4 protein-coding genes are annotated in these 18,271 nt (G+C 68.9%); 3 read left to right on the top strand and 1 reads right to left on the bottom strand.

Annotation, left to right across the window (positions count from 1 at the left end; all coding sequences use genetic code 11):
• Position 1: 1 nt before the first annotated feature.
• The gene (locus tag ACWEO7_RS29090) at positions 2-11,881 is read left to right on the top strand and encodes a glycosyltransferase (protein ID WP_452427914.1); all 11,880 of its coding nucleotides are present in this window, start codon (positions 2-4) and stop codon (positions 11,879-11,881) included.
• Positions 11,794-14,817, top strand: a complete 3,024-nt coding sequence (locus ACWEO7_RS29085) for a helix-turn-helix domain-containing protein (RefSeq protein ID WP_452427912.1) — start codon at positions 11,794-11,796, stop codon at positions 14,815-14,817. The genes ACWEO7_RS29090 and ACWEO7_RS29085 overlap by 88 nt, the downstream gene beginning before the upstream one ends.
• A gap of 454 nt (positions 14,818-15,271) precedes the next feature.
• Here the strand turns inward: ACWEO7_RS29085 and ACWEO7_RS29080 are convergent, their stop codons facing one another.
• Positions 15,272-15,976 carry a TetR/AcrR family transcriptional regulator gene (locus tag ACWEO7_RS29080; protein WP_452427910.1) on the bottom strand — a complete coding sequence of 235 codons (705 nt, stop codon included), beginning with the start codon at positions 15,974-15,976 and terminating at the stop codon, positions 15,272-15,274.
• A gap of 79 nt (positions 15,977-16,055) precedes the next feature.
• On the opposite strand from ACWEO7_RS29080, the gene ACWEO7_RS29075 reads away from it, so the two are divergent.
• Positions 16,056-18,260 (top strand): molybdopterin-dependent oxidoreductase, encoded by a 2,205-nt coding sequence (locus ACWEO7_RS29075; RefSeq protein WP_452427908.1) that lies wholly within the window; start codon positions 16,056-16,058, stop codon positions 18,258-18,260.
• Positions 18,261-18,271: the final 11 nt, after the last annotated feature.

Raw genomic sequence — 18,271 nt, 5'->3', positions numbered from 1 at the left:
GGTGCCGGTGGACGGTTCGTGGTCGCTGAACCTGGTCGTGGAGCTGCGGATGTTGTTCGAGAGTTTGCCCCCCGTGGTGCGGCGCCCGATCGAACTGGTGGTCTTCGGGGGAGACCTGCCGCGCGCCGATGTATCCGGAATGCGGTGGATGGCTGCGGAGCTGAGGGCCAAGGCCGCCGCTATGAAGAATCACGGGGACGACGCGGAAAAGATTCTGGCGCAGGAGGATTCGCTCGGAGCGCTGGGTGATCGGGTGCGCGAGATACTGCATCTGCACCGTGCGGGCGCGGCCAGGCTGCGGGAGGAAGCGCTGGCCTTGGCCGATCAAGCGCACGCGGCCGCCAACGATGCGGAGAAGACGCTGTGCGTGATGTTCGCGTTCGGCGTCGAGCTGGCCTGGCGCATCATCACGACGCTGTCGGCAGCCGCCGCTGCCGGTCCGGCCGGCGAAGTTGCGGCTGCTCCCGTGGTGGAGTCGATGCTGATCGAGGGCCGAGGCAAGGTCGCGTTGATGCGCGCGGGCCTGGAACAGGCCTACAAGGTGGGCGCGGCGAAGACGGGGGCCCGGCTGTCGGCGTTGGGGCCGTACCGGTTCGCGTTCGCGGTCGGTACGGCCGCCGCGGTGCCCGCAGGTGTGGATCTCGCGGCACAGCTTATGCAGGTCGTGTCCGGCGACCGGCTTCCGACCGTCAAAGACCCGAACGGGGCGAACCCGAGAGGTATCGATCTGCAGTCGATCGAAGCTGCCGGAGTGTCGGGCGCCGGTGGCGCGGTGGGCGGCCTGGCTGCGGGCAAGTTCGCGCCCAAGGTCGTTCCCGGCCTGGAAACCGGCCGCTCGGCGCTCGGGCTGGTGCAGGGAGTCGCGGGCGCGGTGTCCGGTCTGGGTGCGGCGGCCTTGATCACCGGCTGGCCGGAACACTTCGAAGACGTCCTGGCGTCGCTGCTCAGCGGCGGATTCGCCGGAGTTGTGGATGTCCACAATGGCGGCCACCCGGATCTCGGTTCCCCTGCCGGGAAAATGGTCGACGGCAGCGGGGGCTACGTCCCTCCGGATCCTCCCACGGTGAGTCTCAGCAAGGATGCCGTGATGCGGCTGGCGGGGGCTCCGCAGGACACGAAACCGCTGACGCCTGCTCTGGTGGACAGGAACGACGGCGCCACCCCGCAGCCCACGAACTCGGCCTCCCCCGGCCACCCCATGGACGCCGGAGCATCGCAGCCCGGAGAGAACCTGATTTCGTCGGGTCCGCCGGGAGCCACGGGTGAGAGCCATTACGAGCCGGACGAGTCGGCAGATCTGGCGCGACGCCTCGCCGATTCGGGGTCGGGTGAACAGGCTCCCCCGCTGAATGGACACTCGAACGGTCAGGCGCGGGTGGACGGACAACCGGGAGACACGGATTCGCCTACGCGAGGAGGACTCGGGGCGTCGGCAGACCGAGCCGGTGATCGAGCGCCCGGTGTGGACCTCCCCGCCGGTGCCGAGGCCTCCGGTGGCGGCGCGCCCGCCGGTGGGGCGCAGGTCGGTGGGGATGCGCAGGGCCGTAGTGGGGATACGCGGACCGTTGATCCCGAGTACGCCGCTGATCCCGCGCGGGATGGCGCTGGTGCGCACGGCGGTGCCCATGACGATGGCGCCCGCAGAGGCGGCGGTGCCCATGATGGCGGCGAGGCGCGGGTGGGCGGCACTGGCAACACGGGAGCCGGCGACGGCGGCCAGGCCGGTGTTGGCGGTGCGCAAGGCCACAATGCACAGGCCGGTGGCATTTCCGGTGCCGGTGGTAGTGCGCAGCTCGGGAAAAGTGTGGCTGCGGGCGCTGTCCTGTCGAGCGCGGACGGCGACCACTCCGGTTCGCCACAGCAGCGCTCGGCGGATCACGAAGAGGACGCCGCGCACGTGGTGGTCCACGGTCGCAGCGCCCGGGCTCCGACCGCCGACGGTGCGGTTGGGCACGAACCGGCGGTCGCGCGGCCGGGCCCGAATTCGGCGAAGGTCGATCCGCCGATAGGAGTGGGCGATGCGTCCGGCCGCCACGGTGCGGGTGGTGACCGCCCGGCACGGGTCACGGCACCGAAACCGGCGGATGGGCCGCCGCCACATGAGCCGCCATCGGCGGCGCGCTCCGAGGATGCCGCGCCCGCCGACGCTCGCCCGTCCGCGCAGGACGGACCGGAGCGCCCGGCGGAGGGGCTGTCAGAGGCTCTGGCGGGACTGCCTTCGGCGGATCCGGCGACGAAGCAGGACCTCACCGCCGAGCAGCAGACGCGGTTCAAGGACGCGGCGAAGAAGGCGCTGGGGTTGTATCGGCTCCGGCGAGAAGAGCTGGCCGGTGAGTCGTGGCAGCAGCGCAGGCACGCGATGGAGCATGGCGATCGGGTGGAGTCGCTGCTGCGATACATCGACGCGATGCGCGAGGGGACGGGGAAGACGCCGCGGTGGAACCAGCTGCAGGCGTTCCTGCTCGGCGAGCACGGGTTCATGCGTCAGATGGGCACGGGGCAGGGCAAATCCATGGTCGGTGCGCTGGATACGTTGTGGCAGTTGTCGCGTGGCGAGCCGGTGGAGTCGGCGAGCGGTGATTCGGTGCGGGTGCATCATGTGATCACCACGACCGAGGTGCTGGCCAACGAGGGGGTCCGGGAATTCGCACCGATGCTGCGGAGTCTCGGGTACGAGGTCGCGCGCTGGGATCCGCACGACCCGCCGGGCGAGCCGGACCGGCCGACCGTGTACTACATGACCTACGACGAGCGCGCGACCGCCGAACTGTTCGACCGGCCGCCGCCGGGGAAGACCGCGACCATCGACGAGGCGGACGCGGTGCTGGTGCACAACCAGACGGTGCACTACCAGTCCGAGGGGCAGCGGGAGCTCGCCTCGGACGTGGAGGCCGCCGGGGTGAAGCGGGTGCGTGACTTCTTGAAAGCCGTACTGCGCAGCAGGATCACGGCGGCGAAGGACCTGTCGGTGCATCTCGAAGAGGCACTCCACGATGGGCCGTTGACAGCGGAGGAGGCCGGGACAATGCGGTCGCTGTCGACGGAAGACCTCGCAGCGGCACGGACTTTGACGGCGCGGTTGCTGCGCGAGCAACCCGAGCGGTGCCTCGACACCGTGAGCCGGTTGTGGGAAGGCCGGACCGGGCGGAGATTTACCGCCGAGGAAACCGAGATGGCCCGTGCCTTCCTGGACGTCAGGGCGGGCCGGTTGAAACTGAATCGGGATTTCCAGATATTCGGCCAGGGTTCCGAGAAGAAGGTGCAGATTCTGGACGAGTACGGGAAGCCGCGAAGCGATCCGAAGATCGGCACCGAGAGCCGGTGGTTCGGAGGCCGCCACAAAATGGTGGAGGCCATGTTCGGCGCCCCGGTGTATTCCGATGGAACGGGATCGAAACAGGTCACCGTGGAGGACGTCCTCGCCGGTTACGAACATCTGCATCTGATGTCGGGCACGCTGGAGCGGACCGCCGCGGAGATCAAGGAGAATTTCCCGGTCGAGGGTGGTTTGGCGAAGGTGGAGGACTTCGGCCGGTCGAAACTGACGGGGGAGGAGGATCGGATCTTCCTGCGCGAACCGGATAAATTGCGGGACGCCGTGGGCCGGGTGCAGCAGTTGCAGGCCGAAGGACGGCCGGTGCTGGTGATCTGCCCGTTCAACGATCTGGCCCGCAAATTCTCGCTGATGCTGACCAAGGCGGGCGTGGAGCACAACGCGATCGATGCCCGATGGTTCGCCGAGCACCGCGACAACAATGCCGCCGAGGAGCACCTGCTGTCGGTCAAGGACGCCGCGGGTGTTCGGGGCGCGGTCACCGTCGGCACGGGGATGCTCGGCCGGGGTTTCGACGTGTCGATCAGCGACGAGGTCGATCAGCTGGGCGGGGTGCACGCGCACATGCTGGGGCGTTCGCCGACCAATCCGGACGAGGATCATCAGTGGTCGGCCCGCGCGGGCCGCAACGGTCGCAACGGCAGCTTCTGTTTCAACGTAGCCGCGTCCGACCGCCTCTACAGCGAAGCGCGGCAGCACGGTGCGCAGGTCGCGGTCACCCACTATCGGACCGCGGTGGCCGAGCACGCCGAGGCCACCGCGCGATACGCCGAAGCCGCTCGTCACGCGGGTGACACGAATCCGGCACGACCGGGGGAGGCCCTGCGGGCGGCACGGACGAAGATCGCGGCGACCGCCGCCGACGTGCTCGCGGCCGAGCGGGAGATGCGCAGCCTGACATCTCCCCTGCAGAACGACGCGGCCGACCGCGCGTACCTGCAGCGTGCGATGCGCCGCGCGCACCAGGCCCACGCGCCCCCTATCGCAGACGTTTCCGCTGCCATGTCGGCGGTCTCACCCCGGACCGCCATCGCTCCACGCCTCCTCCACACCGAGCCGCAGACGGTCCACAACGCGACGGGTCTCGGGCAGGCCAGGACGGATATGGACCGTGCGGCGATGCAGGCCGTGCACGCCCCGCCTGACACCATCCAACCGCACCTGCGGGGGGACCGGTTCGCGCGGCTGGCGGGGTGGCTGGGAATTCCCGCGCCGACCCAGGCGGCCGCGGCCGTGTTCGACACCGACGATGACGACGACCCGTTGAGCCGACTGCTGGAACGAGCGGGCGTCTCCTCCGCTGCCGTGGAAGCACTGAACCAGCACCTCGACCACGCCCCGCCCGCGGCAGTGCTGCGGTCGAACGTCTTCACCGACGAGCAGGCGCTGAATCATCTGACGCCGCAACGCAATCGGCTGGCCGCCGAACTCGGCTGGGACCCGGCCCAGGTCGGCGGTGCGGAGGGTGTGCGCCAGGTCGGCGCCGCCGTCGAGACGGCCCGCAAGGAACTGGCGGGCCTGCTCGAGATCGACGCCGCCGAGGTGAACGCCGCCACCGCACGTGACGGAATCGCCGACGCGGTCGCCCGCCTGGTCGCCCCCGGCGAAACCAACGCCGACCCGGCCAACGAAAGCCTCGTTCACGCCGCCTCCACCTACTTGGCCGTCAGCGCCCTGCTCGACCTCGTTGTCGCTATCCACCAGCGCAGTCCGAAGAGCTGCGTCAACAATGGTGTGACGATGATGCGGGTGCTGTACCCCGAGAACGAACAGGCCTACCGCATGCCCGACGACATGCCGCTGCGGGGTCACGACGCGCAAGACACCGAACGGGCCTTCGGCGGCGCCTTTCGGGCTTTCGGTTCGCTGGACAAGGCCGCGGCATCGTTGAAAGACCGGCCCGGGGGTAGCCAGGCGCTGGTCTACAAGTGGATGAACAAAGGAGAAGTCGAGAGTCACCTGGTGCTGCTGGTCAACGATAGTGACCGAGCGGATGCCCCGAACCTGGTCGTCCTGGACATCGCGGCCGCCCCCGGAGAGGCTCCGATCACCCCCGCCGATCTGGCCGGATCCCGCGCACTGCTGAACAAAGCCGTCCCATTCCAGCAGTGGCAGCGCGAACAGCAGCCGTTCGTCGATCAGCTCGGCGAGGAGGACCGGGACGTTTTCGCGATCGAATTCGACAGTGCGGGCGAACCTCTCGCCCGCCTGTCCACGACACAGCGTCCGGTTGTCTCCGCCCGAAGTCCCGGTTTGTCCCCGCCATCACTGTGGTCGAGTCGCGCCCCACCGTTTCGACGGGACCAGTTCGCGCTGGCAGGCCATCGCGCACCACGTGACGATCAGCCTCCGGACAGCGTCCGCGCGGCCACTCTCAGCCCCGATGCCCAGCGGGGACCCGAGACCGGGTCGCGGCCGAGTCGACACCGCGTTCCCATCGGCAGCCGACCGCTGTCGGCCCCGGAGGACCGCGCCGGTACCGACGAGCGTGAACAGCGCTCCGGACCGCGTGGCCCCGGCGGTCTGATCGGCCGCAGGCCATCGTCCGGTCCCGAGGATGATGCCGAACGGGATCCGGCTGCGGGTACGCCGGAATCGGCCCGGCCGATCGATGTCGGCGAACTCGGCAGGGCGCTGGCCGAGCACGGCGTCGTAGTGGGACGTGCGGCTGCGGCGCGAGTGATGGGTTCGGACTCGACGGGTGGCCGAGATGTCATCGAACTATCGGTTCCGGAGTGGCTGTACCGGCGGTGCGAGGCCGAAGATTGGGCGCAGGACGACGAACAGCGCTCGGTGTTGGCGCGCGGCCGGTTCCGGGTATCGGTGGGTTGGCCCGGTGTCGAAACCGGCATCGTGTCACACGAGGACTTGGCCGACCGGTCGTGGCAACCCGCCGGGGGCGGACCGCGGGTCGCTCTATTGGCCGACGTCTACGCCTGGACGCAGGAGACGCAGGACTCGGCCTCGGCCGACTGGATCAAGGATCATCTGCTGAGTCCGGCGTGTCTGCCGTTGCCCGCCGAGGTGATCGCGCGCGAGATCGAGGAGGTGACCGAGATCTTGCGGGCGCGGGTGTCGCCCGAACAGCTCGCCGATCCGGAGATCCGGCGCGGGATACGGCTGGCCGCCGAGGGGCTTTTCGCCAATCGGACGCTGTACGGCCATCCCGACATCGGTCGCGCCAACCATCTCCACGACGACGCCTTCGAACTGCGCGAGTTCGGCGTGGCCGCGCTATACCACAACGGCATGAGCGTAGCCGAGGACCTGCGCCACATCGTGGACAACGGCGTCCTCCACGGCGCCGAGCTGCGCGAAATCATCTTGGCGATAGCCGCCGACGCATGGAGCGATCTCGTCTACGGCGGGGGGCGGCGCGGCGACAACCCCGAGGGCTACGACGAGTTGCGCTCGGCTCAATTGCTCCATGACCGAGCCTTGTCCCACGGCTGTGACGCCAGTACCGCCCGATTGCTCGGATTCGCCGTGAACGGCACCGGATTCGATGAGCGGACCGGAATCCAGATGATCGCCCTACCGGCGGCGGTCGAGGAGATGCGGCAGCGCTGGGGGGAGATGACCGGCGGCGAATTCCACACGGCGACGCGAGTTGCCCGGTGGGTTGCCGCCGCGGACCTGCAGACGTTGTCGGAACCCGACGCGGTCGTGCAGAGCATCGAATTGGCGCTCGAGGACCTCATGTCGCGCCGCTTCGATCCGGCACGTGTTTTCGGGCGAGTCCTGTCCGAATGGGGCGTTCGGGTGAATGCCGTCGACGAGGCGCTACGGCTCGCGGACCGGTTCGGGCGCCTGATGCCCGAACATTCTCACCTCACCATTCGTCGAGCCCTGATCAACCGTCTCCGCGGCAGTGCAGGCTTCGTACATCCCGACAGCGGATACCGTCCTCCTGACGGGTGGCTGCTGGGTAACCGGGACCTGCGTCGTGAGCACGCCGCGAAGCTGCGGGAGATCGCCGACCGCTTGGCCGGCGACTCGATCTACACGCCGATGGACGCCTATCGCGACGCCCGCACGCATGCGGCCGAGATGCGGGTGAAATACAGCGGTTTTCGTTGGCAGGTGGTCGTCGAGCCCGGCGCTCACACGCGGGATCCCGCGCTCCTGGCCGCCGCCGTCGCGGCTCGACTGCCCGAACCGGACTTGTCGGGGATGTCGGAGGACGTGATCGAGGCGATACCGCGGATCACGGAGATCGCTCGCGCCCGGACAGGGAATGCTCCTGTGATCGTCGTGACTTCCGCGCGGGACACCGACGGCCGGCCGCGGTTGGTCGCTCAGCTCGACTACACCCGGCCGGACGCCACCGATACCGATCCCGGCATGACGTCGGAGCAACTGCGTAGCGAGCTGTCCGATGTGGACTGCCGCATCGACATCGAGACCGCCGATCCCTTGCCTCAGGGCCAAGTCTGGCATCGTCTCCGGCTCGACTTCGCCAGACAGCGGATTCTGGTGTGCTGCGCCCAGTGGGGGTTGGGCGGAACCGGCATGGCCACGTTGACCGTGTCGCTGTGCCAGGCATTGGCGGAGGCCGGGCATGCGGTGACGGTTCGGACAGCAGAGGTGGGGCGCGCTCCCCGGATCCCCGGTGTTCAGGTGATCGGCCCCCGCGAAAGCGGGTCGTTGGCGGTCACGCGTGAGCGGATGCTGTCCAACTGGGACGAACTGCCGGAATTGATGGATCTGGTGATCGTGCATGATGCGGGCGACGGTCTAGCCGCTGCGCTGGCTGCCGAGGAGCGGTACCCCGCAGCGAAACTCGTTCGCGTCAACCATCTGACGCCGATGCTGTTTCACACTCTCGGCAACAACCCGGAACGGGGCCGGGCCAAGGTCGCGGCCGATGTCTATTTGGCGCGGCGGGCGCATCTGGTCGCGGGGCTGGGACCGGTGCTCGCTGCCGACGCGCTGTCGTCGGCGGTCATGGCGGGGCACGGCTCGGTGCACGAACTGCAGCCCGGTTTGGTGCCGGCCGAACAGCCGCCGGTCCCCGCGCCGGGTGCGCCGGCCCGGATTCTGTTGTTCGGCCGTGCGGACGACCCGTTGAAGGGCGTTGCGGAGATCGCTCGCGTGGTGCGGCGGCTGCGGGCCGGCGGGCGTGACGTGCGGCTGGTCGTGCGCGGCTATCCGAGACGTGGCGTCGAGTCGGCCCGCGCCGAGTTGGTCGGGCTGATCGGCGACCCGGACGCGGTCGAGGTGGCTCCGCGGACTTCGGATCGAGCCACGCTGCAGGCGGATATCCGGTCCGCGACGGTCGTGGTGATGCCCTCGCGTGCCGAGGGATTCGGCTTGGTCGCCGCCGAGGCGATCGAACAGGGTGCACCGGTCGTAGTGCCGTCGTCCAGCGGAGTGGGCAGGTTTCTCACCGGGTTGGACGAGTACCGCGAGCAGGCGGAACGGTTCAACATCGTCGAGCAGCATCTCGGTGCGGCGCCGGAGATCGAGACCTGGGCCGCTGCACTCGGCTCGGTACTCGACGATGTGCCTGCCGCCTGGGCTGCCGCCGGTCGGCTGCAACGACTGCTGAAGCCGTTCACCCGCAAGCGCAGCGCGAAGATGCTCGTGCATGCCGCCCTGAACACCGATCCACACCCTCGCCGGGACATCCGCCCCTCTCGCGCCCAGGTGACGCTCGAAAACGGGCATGTGGTGGTGCGCGGCGAAGGAACCGACTACGAACTGATTCTCGACGTGGCCGACGCGATGGAAACCGATCCCGCGGTACGGCGGGCCGTCATGGGCTACACGGTTGTGAAGTTCGCGCCGTCGCGGGACCCGCTGCCCATCCGGCTCGCCGCGGCGCGCGTGGACGAGTGGCTTTTCGATCCGTCCGCGACAACCGCTGCGCGCAACCACGGTTCACGCGCCGACCTGCTGCGGGCGTTCGTGGCGACGGTGGCGGTGCAGGGATTCGGCGCAACCACGATCGATGACGTCTGCCGACGCGCGCGGATCCCTCGGGACGACTTCCACGATCACTTCCCGACCACCTCCAGCGCCTTGGCCGACGCGCATCGGCAGGCCCGGCGCAATCTGCATCAACTGGTCGTCGACGAGGTGGGCGGCGCGCCGTCGTCGAACCGCGCCGCCCGTGTCACCACCGCGGTGAACGCGTATGTGAGCGCCGTTGCCGCACGTCCGGCCACGGCCCGCCTACTGCTGGTCGAGGGATTCGCCGCCGCCCCGGCAGCGCGCGCCGAACTCATGGTGGGCGTGATCGAAGAGATCGCCGCCACGCTCGCGACCGTGTTCGAGGAGTCGGTCACGCCGACGCGGCAGCGCCGCGCCTCGGCGGCAGCGATCTACGGCATCCTCGCCGACTGGGCCGTGACCGGCGATGCCACCGCCGTGCCCGCCGTCCGCCGAAATCTCGTCGATCTGCTTCGCAACGGCACGCCGACCCCGGCCGTGGACTCGGCAGCCGGCGTCCCGGCCCAGTCCGCGAAGCCGTCTCGGGAACAGCCCACCCGCTCGGCGTCACAGGCGGAACCCGACGAGCGGCAACGGATCCTGACACAACTGATCGCTGTCACGGCCGAACGGGGTTACACCGAGATGTCTCCGGAGACCGTCCAGCGGCGCGCTGACGTGTCACCCAGCGCATTCCAGAGGTTGTTCCCCGACAAGCGAACCGGTTTCGAGGCCGCGTGCGCGGCAGCCGTCGAACGCGTGCGGACCGCCACCCGTGCCGCCATGCCGGACGTCGCGGCCGACGACCCGCTGTCCCGGCTGCGGGCCGCCATCAACGCCTATCTCACCGCCCTCGCAGCGCATCCGGACGAGGCCCGCGTGCTGCACCTGAACCTGCTCGCACCCGGCCCCGGAGCACACGGGCCACACGACCGGCACCGGGCGATGCTGGCCACGCACTTCGGCGAGGTGGTCGAGGAGATCGACGCCCGCACCGCCCCGCTCCTCGCCTCCGCCGTCTCGGGGATCGTCACCGATCGGATCCTTTCCGGCCGCACGGGAAGCCGACGGTCCGCCGGCGGCGAGTCCGAGCGGATCGCGACCCTGCCCGCATTCGCGGCGACGGTGACCGCTGCGGTCGGATCTCTCCTCCCCGACAGCGGCGGGACACCAGCCGCTGACAATGAGGCTCCCGGACACCGGTCCACCGGAGCGAACCGGCTCGACGGCTATATCGGCAGCCGCACACGAGAAGAGGATCCGTCCAGCGACGGCGCGTCCGCAGGTCCCGAGTTCCAGGACCTGGTGCTCGCAGGCAGGGAGTCCGGAACAGCGGAACGTTCGCTGGTAGCCGATGCGCCGGGAGTACGGGTCGAGTCGGTGACCTTCGGCAACGGCACCCGAGTGTTCGCGGAGACCTACGCCGATCCCGTCGTCGCTGTCGAGCAGGTACTGCAACGGAAGGTCGCCGCGATCATGGACGCGCCGGTAGCGCGTACCTGCTTGATTCTGGAGGACGACACCGTCTATCGGGAGATCGTTCCCGGGCGGCCGGGCGACAGCCTGCGCGCACCGGACCGCGAGATCCTCGACTCGGGCTCGGCCGAGCGACTCGGCCTCTTCGATGCGGTGACCAGGACGAACCGCGCCGCGCGAGACTGGAGTGTGGGTCCGGACAACGAGGTGAGAGGTGGCCGCGCCCCTTCCGCGATCAACGCGACGCCGACCGGTGCATTCGCCGCGAAGTTCGTGCGTGAAATCGACGGGCGCGAGGTGTGGCAGCACCACGGCATGCCGAGGTCGGAGCTCTCCGGTATTCGGGAACAGGTGGCCTACCTGCAATCGTGGATCTCGGATCTGCCGATACCCAACCAATACAAGGCCGCGCTGCTTCACATCCACGGCCGGTACATGGATGCGCTGGCGGAGATCGAGTGGCACGCTGTGCGCACGCCGGGCGAGGTATTGCGGAGTGCGGGGCTGGACGTCCAAGCGCAGGCCAAGGCGCGGCTGGTCGAGGCATTCACCCTCGACTACCCGCACATCACGATCGCCGGGTTCGAACATCCGGATGTGCTCGAGCGTGGCCGGTTCGTGCTCGAGACGGCGCGGGCCGCCGACCAGCGGAGGATCTTCGACGCCGCCTTGGCCGAACTGGCCGCGGCTGTCGAGCAGCGGTCGCCAGAACCGTCTGCCGATGTGCTGCGGCGTTTCGCGAACGCGGTCTACCTGCTGTTCCAGGCGCCGCTGATGACGCGGGGCAGCGACGCGACGATTCGGACGTTCGCGGCGACAGTGTTCGCCTTCGCCTTCGACCGGCCGATCCGCCTGCCGCACGACATCGATCTGCAGGCCATGTCGAGGCGGCAGGCGGACTTCGCGAGTGGTTCGCCGCAGCGCTCGATCGAGGTCTGCGCAGGGCCGGCGAATCGGACGCGGCGGGTCGCCCGGACGCACGAAGGGCGGCGGGGGACCGCCTGTCCGGTTTCATCGGGAGTCGGCCCGGGGAACAGTCCGATCCGTCGGTGGACGCCTCGCGGGGCGCGTGGCTCAAGGCGTTGCGGCTCGAACAGGGCAGGAAGCAGAAGGAGGTTGCGCAAGCGGCAGGTCTGACCAATGCCGCACTGTCCAATATCGAGAACGGGCGACGGACATCCCTCGGCACCTTCCAGCAGGTCTGCCGCGTGCTGGGAGTCGAGGGTGCGGAACTGACCGAGGCCACTCGGCGGTTCTACCCGGACGTCGAACTCGCTGCCGCCCATGATTCGCCGGGTGGCTGGGTTGCCGCGCACCGCAACAACCGGGGCATGACCAAGGCCGACCTCGCGCGCGCGGTCGGAGTGACGCCGACGCGGATCGGGGAGATCGAGAACGGAGACCGCCCGCCACCGAACATGTTCTTCCGGATTGCTCGCGCATTGGGCGTGGAACAGCAGGCGCTGGCGCAGGCCACGCGGAGCCTCTATCCGGATCTCGTGCTCGATCTCGACCCGACAGCGCACGATCCCGCCACACCCGGTAACTGGATCATGGCGCTGCGGCACGTCAACGACTCGACCCAGGCCGAGGTGGCACGGACCGCGGGCACATCGGCGGGCTACCTCGCCGGAATCGAGGGCGGCGAATACACTCCGAGCTCCATCATCTTCCGGCGGCTCTGCCGGGCACTGGAAGTCGCGCCGGGACTGCTGCGCACGGCCACGCACCATTTCTATCCCGATCTCGTGCTCGATCTCGGCCCGACGGCCCACGATCCCGCGTCACCCGGCAGCTGGATCGTGGCGCTGCGTCACGACCGGGATATGACCAGGATCGATCTCGCGGACGCGATCGGGCCCGGCTGGGGTCATCTCGGCAATATCGAAAGCGGAAACTACGTGCCGAGATTCGCGGTCTTCCGGCGAATCTGCGAGGTTTTCCGGATCGATGACGAATTGCTGCGTGTGGCGACCCGGCACTTCTATCCACACATCGATCTCGACCTGGAACCGGCGGGACACGACCTCGGCGGCTGGATCACCGCGCTGCGTAACGACCGGGACATGAGCCGCGCCGAACTCGCCCGTGTCACCGGTCTGTCCACGAAGTATCTGGCACAGGTCGAGACCGAGAATCGACGGCCGCTGTTCGGCACGTTCCGGCGGATCTGCCGAGCGCTGGGTGTCTCGGGTGGCTTGCTGATCCAGGCGGTGCGGGACTTCTACCCGGATGTCACCGCCGATATCGATCCCGCCGCACACGAATCGCTGGGGCGTTGGTTCGCGGCGCTACGTCACGACGAAGGAATTTCGGCGACCGAACTCGCGCGCCGAGCGCGGATGCCGCGCAGCACTCTTTCCAGCATCGAGAACAATCGCTATCTGCCGCGGCTGAGAAAGTTGCGGCAACTGTGTCGAGCGCAAGGCGTCGGCGGCGAGTTGCTTCTGGAGATCGTCGAGCGATTCTATGCGGATCGATACGAGCGATCCGGCTATCGAGACGAAGAAGAACTGCTCGAACAGTATGTCGTGACTCGGGTGGGTTCGCCGGAAGAAAGAGCGGCCCAGGACAAGATTTTCGAGAGATTCGCATGGGTGCCGAAGGCGGTGGCGCGTCGCGAAGCTCCGGACATCCGTGACGACGCGGAACAGGTCGCCTGGGTCGGAATGCTCGGCGCGATCAGCAACCACGTTCCGTCCGCGTCGTTCGCGGCTCATGCGTGGGCCAGTTGCCGCGGCGCGGTGTTCCGGTATCGTCTCGCCCTGCGATTCCCCGATCTCGACAACCGCACGCGGAAACTCGTGAGCACGGTGGAAGCGCAGATCCACAGGATGGTCGCCGCGGGTGCGACGCTCGAGGACACCGAGATCGCGCGGGGAGCGGGAGTGAAGCCGGCCGATGTCGCGTTGGCCCGGGAGATCCTGGCTCGGCCCACGCTGCGGCTGGATGCGCCGATCAGCGGCGACGGGTCGCCGCGCCGGGAGGTGGCCGATCGGGTTCCGGCGGGGTTCCCCGACACCGACTTCGCGATGACGGTCCGCTCCGCGCTGGCCGACCTGGCCGACCCGGCCATCGCGGAGCGGCTGGTCATGCTTCACCTGGTCGAGGGCATGTCCTTGGCTCGCACCGCAGAGGGGCTGGGGTTGCCTGTCGCTGCCGCGGCAGACGTTCTCGCCGACGCGATCGCCCGGTTGCGCGGTGCGTTCGATCATCGTGAACCCGCCGACGTCACCATGAGCGAGCAGAACCGGCCGACGCCGTGGAGCAAGACGAAGACCGAACCGGATCAGCCGCCGACTCCACCGATGTCACACGGCGATTCCGCCCCGGAGGAGGGCACGACCGAGCCGGGCGGATTCATCGGGAGCAGACCACCCGAACCGGGCGAGTCTTCTCGTAGACCTGCCTCGGGGGAGTCACCGCGGACGACGCCATGGTCGCGGCTCTCGGACGGTGACGCCCATGATGGTGTCGGCGACCTGACCGAGGCTCCCCGTGACCGGGCCGCTCCAGCCGCAGCGTGGCCGACACCGAACGGCACCGAGCCGTTCCGGCGGTGGTTGAAGGCTGCTCGCCTGGCTCGCGGACTGACCCAATCCCAATTGGCCGCTCGCATGGGCGTGGCGAATTCGGCGACATACATCGGTTCATTGGAGCGCGGCGTGGCGATCACCAGGGAGATGGCGGTGCGTCTGCTGGAAGGCTTGGACGCTCCCGGCGAGGTGGCCGAGTCAGTTCTCCGGCAGTATTTCCCGGACGAAGACGGCGAATTTCCCGATCCCCGGTCCGACCGGTTCCGTCATCCCAAGGACTGGATCATCGCCGCCCGCACGAGTATGGGACTCTCACGCGCGGAGCTGGCCGCACGAGCAGGTGTCGGCCTGACCGGTTTGAGTCAGAAGGAGCGCGCGCACAACCCCCGAGGCGAATCCGGCATCAGCGCGAGTTACGCGCTGCGCCTGCTCGCCGGACTGGACGCCCCGGCTGACATCGCCGCGGCGTTCATGAGTCGCTTCTATCCCGGCTGGGAAGGCGAAGCAGGCCGTGGAGCCACGAAACACCGGGCCTGACGGATTCATCGGCCAGCTCGGACGTGACCGCGCCCCACCACAGTGCCGGCTGGCGAGATGTCACCATATTCCTGGAGCTGGCTGATGTTGTACCGATGCCATTGCCGGCCGGAAGGTGTCATCCCGCCAACGTCATGGCGTGGATGACAGTCCTGACCATCGCGGCGGTCAACTCCACGTGGTACGGAGCGGCGCGGAGGTCAAAGCTCGCTCCGCGGCGGGCGCGCATCCGCTCGGACGTGCGCCCGCCTCCCGCCGCGGGAGGCCACAACCAGCCTCACCGCCTGCGGTGGCTCGCAGCCCCAACGCCTAGGAGAATCCCACATGACCTACTTGGGCCGATGATCGTCCTCGGTTCAGGTGGGGCTACCGCATCTCCTACGCCTGTCAACCCGCGACTCCAGCCGCTGCGCAGGGGGAATAGTGCTGGCGCGCATACGGTGCATGCGCGCCGCTACGACGCCTGCGCGCTCCGTGAAACAGCCGAAGCCATCGGCTCGGCACGGACCACCTGCTCAGGGAGCCCGATCGGCTCGTCGTGCTGGCGGGCGGCCGCATAGACCTGCAAGTAGCGAGTGATGGCGATCCGACCCTCGTGGGTCAGCGCGTCACTCTCGTCGCCGCGCTGGTGGGCCAGCTCGAAGACGTGGTCACCCAGCTCCACGGCCACTTCGACGACGCGTCGGCTGGTGCCGGGCGCGAGCAGGCCGGTGGCAAGCAGGTGGCGGTGGAGCAGGTCGGTGAGCCTGCCGAGGTGTCTTCTGATGTCGTCGCGGAGAGCCTCGTTGTGCCGGGAGGCGTAGTAGAGCGCGACGAAGTCCGGGTGGGACATGTAGTGGCGGCCGTGAAAGGCGATGAACGCCTCGACGGCGGCCGCGATGTCCGGGTGTGGCCGGGCGGTGGCGAGGGACGCCTCCAGTTCGCTATCGAGGCGTGTGAGTTCGCGGGCGAGCAGCTGCTCGAAGATGGCGTCGCGGTTGGTGAAGAACTGGTACACCGTCGCGGCCGGGACACCAGCACGTTCCGCCACGGAGCGGACCGTCGCCGCGTCGGTTCCCTCGGCCGTGATGATCTCCACGGCGGCGTCCAAGATCCGCTGGACGCGCTCGCGGCTGCGCTGCTGGACCGGTTCGCGGCGGAGGGGGCTGGCGTCGGGCACGGCATCCATGGTAGACACGAAAAAATAACATGACGTCATATTCATGTTCCAGCGGATCTCTTGCGGAGGCGACTACACCATGAGCGCGACCGGGGCAGCCGTCGATGCATTGACCAAGGCCGGGCGGGCGATACGCGGCTCCGGGGGCGGCGCCACGGCGAAGGCCGCTTGCAACTTGTGCGAGGCGATTTGCGGGATCGAGATCACCATCGAGGGCGGGAGGGCCGTCGGTGTGCGCGGCGACCGCGACGACCCCCTATCCCGCGGCCACGTGTGCCCCAAGTCCGTAGCGATGACCGACGTGCACAGCGACCCGGACCGGCTACGGCGGCCGCTGCGCAAGATCGACGGAGAATGGGTGGAGGTGGACTGGTCCGAGGCGATCAGTGCGGCGGCCCGCGGACTCGCTCAGGCCCGTCGGCGGCACGGCGCGAATGCGGTGGCGGTCTACCTGGGCAACCCCTCGGTCCACAGCCTCGGCACGATGACCCACGGGTCCGCGTTCGCCTCATTGCTGCGAACCCACAACCACTTCTCGGCATCCTCGGTCGACCAGTTGCCGCACCAGGTCGTTTCGGCACTGCTGTACGGGCACCAGTTCCTGCTGCCGGAGCCGGATCTGGACCGGACACAGCACCTGCTCATGTTCGGTGCCAACCCGCGTGCGTCGAACGGAAGCCTGATGACCGCGCCGGATATGGCGCGGCGGCTGCGGGAGATCCGCGAGCGCGGCGGGCGGGTCACCGTCATCGACCCGCGCCGCACGGAGACGGCCGCGGACGCCGATGAGCACGTGTTCATCCGGCCCGGCACGGACGCCGCGGTGCTGTTGGCCATGGTGCACGTCGTCTTGCGAGACCGGGCACCGCGCCTGCCCGAATACATCACGGGTGCGGACGCGCTCCGAGACGCGGTCGCCGAATTCACGCCGGAAGCCGCTGGCCGTTTCAGCGGGGTGCCCGCCGCCACGATCACCCGCCTCGCCCACTCCTTCGCCGACGCGGGCCCCGCCGCCTGCTACGGCAGGTTCGGTGTGTCGACCCAGCGTCACGGCACTGTGTGCCAGTGGGCCATCCAGGTGCTCAATATCATTACCGGCAACCTGGGCCGCGAGGGCGGGACGCTGTTCACCGACCCGGCCATCGACATGACACGGCTGCTGAGCCCGGGCCATTTCGGCCGACGCCGCAGCCGTGTGCGCGGGCTTCCTTCCTTCGCCGGCGAGTTTCCGGTCGCCGCCCTTGCCGAGGAGATCACGACGCCGGGCCAGGGGCAGGTGCGGGCGCTGTTGACGATCGCGGGAAACCCGGTGCTGTCCACTCCTGCCGGAGCCGCACTCGGCACCGCGCTCGGCGGCCTCGACTTCATGGTGGCCGTGGACTTCTACCTCAACGAGACCACTCGCCACGCCGACGTCATCCTGCCGCCGACCAGCGCGCTGGAACGAGACCACTACGACTTGGTTTTCCGGTCCTTCGCCGTCCGGAATACCGCGAAATACTCGCCCGCGGTGCTGCCCAAGCCGCGCGGTGCGCGGCACGACTGGGAGATCTTCCGCGACCTCGGCTCGGCCTACCAACGCCACCTCGGAGGCGGCCGGATGCAGGTGTTGCGCCGTCGCCTCAGTAGGCTCGCCCTGGCCACCGAGATTCGGCTGCGGACACCGCCGCGCCGGCTGGTGGATCTGCTCCTGCGCACAGGTCGCTACAAACTGAGCGTGCGGCGACTGCTCGCTCACCCGGCCGGGCTGGACCTGGGCCCGCTGCGGCCAGGCGTCGAGCATCGCCTGCGCACTCCTGATCGCCGACTACACCTCGTGCCACCGGAGATCGCGGACGCCCTCGACACACTGCGCTCCGACCTGTGTACGGCTCCGGCGGATCCAGGGTCGCTGCTGTTGATCGGCCGACGGCACCTGCGCTCCAACAATTCCTGGATGCACAACTACGCCCGCCTCGTCGCCGGTCCGCAGCGACACCATCTGCTCATGCATCCTGCCGACGCGGCCCGCCTCGGACTGGCCGACGGGCCCGCCGTGCTGCGCTCGCGCACCGGCGCCGTGCGGGTGGACGTCAGGCAGACCACCGACATCATGGCGGGCACGGTCAGCCTGCCGCACGGGTACGGACACGCGGCGACGGAAAGTCGGCTGTCCGTGGCCTCCCGCGTCGCGGGCGCGAGCGCCAACGATGTCACCGACCCGCTGTTCCTGGACACCGTCAGCGGAAACGCCGCCCTCAACGGAATCCCGGTCACCGTGGAACCGCTCCCCGACTCCCGCTAGCAAGGAACGCC

Source organism: Nocardia sp. NPDC004260 (assembly GCF_053603155.1).
The sequence above is the reverse complement of the archived record's forward strand: the minus strand, read 5'-3'. Positions and strand labels throughout refer to the sequence as shown.

Coding starts and splice junctions, on each gene's coding strand:
- ACWEO7_RS29075 (WP_452427908.1), top strand. CDS start 16,056: ATGAGCGCGACCGGGGCAGCCGTCGATGCATTGACCAAGGCCGGGCGG.